We start from the raw sequence: 4,314 nt of genomic DNA on the forward strand, positions 1-4,314 counted from the left end.
CACCAGCGGCGCCGTTTCGGCCGAGACGCCGCCATCGATCTCGATATGGATCGGCCGGTTGCCGATCAGCGCCTTCACCCGCTTCACCTTGTCGACGATCGCCGGGATGAAGGCCTGTCCGCCGAAACCCGGATTGACCGTCATGATCAGGATCAGGTCGAGCCGGTCGAGCACATATTCGATCGCCGTTTCCGGCGTCGCCGGATTGAGCGAGACGCCGGCCTTCTTGCCGAGGCTCTTGATGGTCTGCAACGAACGGTCGAGATGCGGCCCGGCCTCGGCGTGCACCGTCATGCCGTCGCAGCCGGCCTCGGCGAAGGCCGCCAGGTAAGGATCGGCTGGCGCGATCATCAGATGGCAGTCGAAGAAGGCCTTGGTGCGGTTGCGGATCGCTTTGATCACCGGCGGGCCGAAGGTGATATTGGGGACGAAATGGCCGTCCATCACGTCGAGATGGATCCAGTCGGCGCCGGCCGCCGCGACAGCCTCGACCTCATCGCCCAGCTTGGAGAAATCCGACGCCAGCACCGATGGCGCGATCAGGGTCTTCTTGCTCATGGCGCAAATTCTCCCGGCGGTCATGGGCGCGCGGCCGCGCGCCTGTCAGGGCGATTGCCTAGAGCAATTCCAGGAAAAGTGCGAGCGCTTTTCCGTCCGGAATTGCGTAGAAACAAAGAGATAGGGCGTCCACCGTTTCCGTGAAACGGTGGACGCCCTAGACCATGATCCAGCCGAGGGGAAGCATGTTTTCGACAGGCCGATTGGCCTGCCTGCTCGCCGGGCTGTCTTCGATGTGGAAAAGAAAACCCGCCGGATCGCTCCGGCGGGTCTGGGTCTTCAGCCACAGGATTATGGCTTGAAGTTCTGGATGTTGGCCCCCGGATCCTGCAGCACCCGTCGGGGCTGGCGCTGCGGCACCAGTTGCTGCAGCACATTCGGGTTGAGCAGGATGCCGGGGTTGATCTCGACACCCGGTCGCCTTCGGATCGGCGTGCAGTCCGGGAACCGTCCGGTGGTGCCGACCGGGCAGCGCCGCCGTGTGAAGACCGGCTGGCACTGTCCGTCGATGAACTCCGCGCCCGGCGCGCATTCCACCTGCGGCTTGCGGCAGGCGCCGTTGCGAACCTCGGTCCCGCGCGGGCAGACGCAATCGCCCCGCTTGTTATGGACCTGGCCGCGGATCGTGCACTGCTCCTGCTTCGGCTTTGGCGGCCTGCAGGCCTTGCCTTGCACCTCCAGGCCGTCCGGGCAGGCGCAATTGCCGTTGGCGTCGCGCACCTGGCCGCGGACCGGGCACTGCTTCGACACGATCGGCCGGCAGGCGCCGCCGCGCACCTCCGTGCGGCTCGGGCAGACGCAATCGCCGTCGGCATTGCGGGACTGGCCGCGGATGCGGCACTGGGCGGGCGGCTGCCTGTCCGGCACGCAAGCCTTGGCCGCGCGGTCGAGATGCGTGCCGTCCGGGCAGGCGCAGCCACTGCCGTTCGAAGTCGGCACCGCGCCACGGATCGTGCACTTCGGCGGGACGACCTGGCACACGCCGTTCACCAGCTCGCCGCGGCGGCAGACGCAATTGCCGTCCTGGTCGCGGTACTGGCCGGGACGCAGCGTGCATTGCGGCTCCTGCGGCTCTTCGCCCTTGACGCACTTGCCGTTTTGCAGCTCCGTGCCGCGCGGGCAGACACAGCGTCCGTCCGCCGTCCGGATCTGGCCCTGCAGCAGGACGCAGCGCGGCGGCACCGGCAGCGGCACGAGCTTGGTGCCTCCGCCACCCGAACATTGGCCGTCACGGAAGGTGGTGCCTTCCGGACAGACACAGCGGCCGGCCGAGCTCAGCACCATTCCATACAAGCACTGATCCTTGACCTTTCGGCTGATGGTGAAGGGATGGCACGCATAGGCCTTGCCGCGATCGCCCTGGACGTTGGTCAGGTCGCGGTTCAGCACGTCGCCGCCGCCCTGCACCGGCGTGTTCGGAGGAAGCACGCCGACGCAGTTCTGGCCGTTGACCGTGCCCTGCAGATCGGCAAGGCGCCCATCCTCGGGAAGGATCACGGTGACGTGGTGGTTGTGGCTTTCGCCGGCGCCCAGCGTCAGGTTGGCGACGCAGGACAGAGGCAGCGTCGTGGGCTCCGGCGAGCAGCCGAAGGGCGGGTCGATCGAGGTGATCCGAACGCCTTCCAGCCGGCCGAGACCTTCCACGCCGATCGCATCGCCGATGCGGACCGGACCGGAGACGGGATTCGGCCCATCGTTCGTGATGGTGATCTCGAACGAGCAGGGTTCTCCCGGCTGGCACTCGGCATCGCCGGTCTTCTCGACGCGGATGGTCGAGGCCCCGCCGCCTTTCGCGCAGGCCTGGCCGATCGGGTAGACGATATCATCACCCGGCGCCGGCCCGAAGGAGCCGCGCGCGCAGTTCTCGAACGCGCCACTGCCGCTTACCGTCACGTCGAAGTGCCTGGAGGTTCCGGGCGTCATCGCGGCGCCGGGAATCTGGCACGACAGCGTGTCGGCGGACACCGGTCCGCAAGCCCAGTCCGCACCATCAGGGGTGACGGTCTGGATTTGCACCGGCGCGCCACCCGACACCAGGGTCGCGGCATCGTTGACCCGCACCGGTCCGGTGGGGGCGGCGGTGCCGGCGTTGGTGACGGTGATGCGGCAGGAGACCATTCCGGCGCGCACGAGCCGATCGCCGCCGCATTCCTTGGTGATGCGCATGCCGGGCTGGCCGCCATTCGGATGGCGGACGCGCTCGGTGGCGCAGGCCTTGTTGTTGGCAAGGTCGACCTCGCCGGGAATGCCTTTCACCTCGGCGCAGTTCTCCACCGTGTCCGGCCGGTAGTTTGCCGGCATCACCGCCTTGACGACGATCGGCGTCGAGGCGCCCGGAGGCAGCGAGATGCCGGCATTGTCGCAGCGGAACTGTCCAGGCCCGTTCGGTCCGCAAGCCCATGGCGGGCTCGGTCCGAAGGTCGACGAGGCCGGCGCCCCGCCGGGATAGGTGTCGATCACCGTCAGCGGCCCGTTATAGGTGCCGGTGCCGTTGTTGATGATGTCGATCACGAAAGAGCAGACGCCGTCCGGCGTGCAGACCGGGGTGCGGGCGCGCTTCTTCAGGATCAGGTCGACCTTCTTCTCGACCGGCGGATTGCATTGCGGATCGCGATCGCCACGCCGGCAGATCGGGATCGAGGCGCAGCCGCGGTCGTTCTGCTGGCTGCCGAACAGCGGCTTGCCGCTGGCGTCGTAATCATAGGCGGCGCAATTGCGCAGCACGCGGCCCTGCCAGCCGCCCGCCGGCTTGAAGCCGAGCTTGAGGTCGACTGAGGCGCCGGGGTTGAGCGTCGTCGCCGGATAGGTGCAGGTCATCGGCGTCGTGCCGGGCACGCAGACCCAGGGCGCGTTCGGCCCCGAGGTCAGCACGGAGCCGGCCGGCAACGTCACCTCGTCGAGCACGATCTTGCCGTTATAGGGCGCGTCGCCGACATTGGTGACGGTGATGGTGAAGTCGCAGCCGCCGGCCATCGTGCAGCGCGGCACGTCGGCATGTTTCTCGACCTTGAGGTCCGGCTCCTTGTCCTTTGGCGGGCATCTCAAATCGCGCGGGATGACGATGTCGATCACCTGCGTGCAGCAGAGCCCCCAGCCCTCCTTCGGCCCGGCATAGGTCTCGATGCCGGTGACGATGAGGTGGATGGCCTCGCCGGGCGAGGCGCCGATGATCTTCCAGTTCAGCACGCCGCCGCCGACCGGCACCTTCTGTGTGTCGGGAACGATGCTGATGCCGGGCGTGGTCGTCGACACCTGCACCCATTTGCCACCCATCTCCGGGCCGACCGGCATATGGTAGATGAAGGCGCCGCCGCCGGGCACGCAGTCGACCGTGCCATGCTCCACCTTGAAGCACTCCTTGCCGGGGGGCGGGGGCGGCGGGTTGCACTTGCTCAAGTCGATCTTGATCGAGGTTTTCACGCCGGTGAGGAAATCGCCGTCGTCGGGCTTGTCCGGATCCTGCGAGGGGATGGTCGTTGCCGGTCCGCCCCGCAGCGAGACCTTGATCTCGCCCTGGTTGTCGACCGTCGCCGGCGCGGGGAAGGCCGCATGGTCAATCTTGGCGGCGATCCGGAAGGTGATGACGCGTTCGTTCGCAGCACCCGCGCCATCGAGGTTGGCAGCGCTGATGCGGAAGTTGGAGACGCTCGCCGTGTCGTTCGGGCCGGCCGACGTGCCGATCGCAGCAGCCGGCAGCGGTCCGCCGGAGGCGCTGGTGCCGTCGCCGGCGACATCGACGCTGACGATCTGCAGGCC

At 67.8% G+C, this 4,314-nt stretch carries 2 protein-coding genes; both read right to left on the reverse strand.

All coding sequences use genetic code 11. The features are described 5' to 3' along the window. The coding region (gene rpe / locus EOD07_RS24530) for a ribulose-phosphate 3-epimerase (protein ID WP_127237278.1) at window positions 1-558 on the reverse strand (558 nt) is incomplete at its 3' end. Between the two features lie 291 nt (window positions 559-849). Further along, window positions 850-4,314, reverse strand: a 3,465-nt coding sequence (locus EOD07_RS24535) for a hypothetical protein (RefSeq protein ID WP_127237279.1), incomplete at its 5' end; no start/stop codon positions are given.

The organism is Mesorhizobium sp. M2C.T.Ca.TU.002.02.1.1 (genome assembly GCF_003997225.1).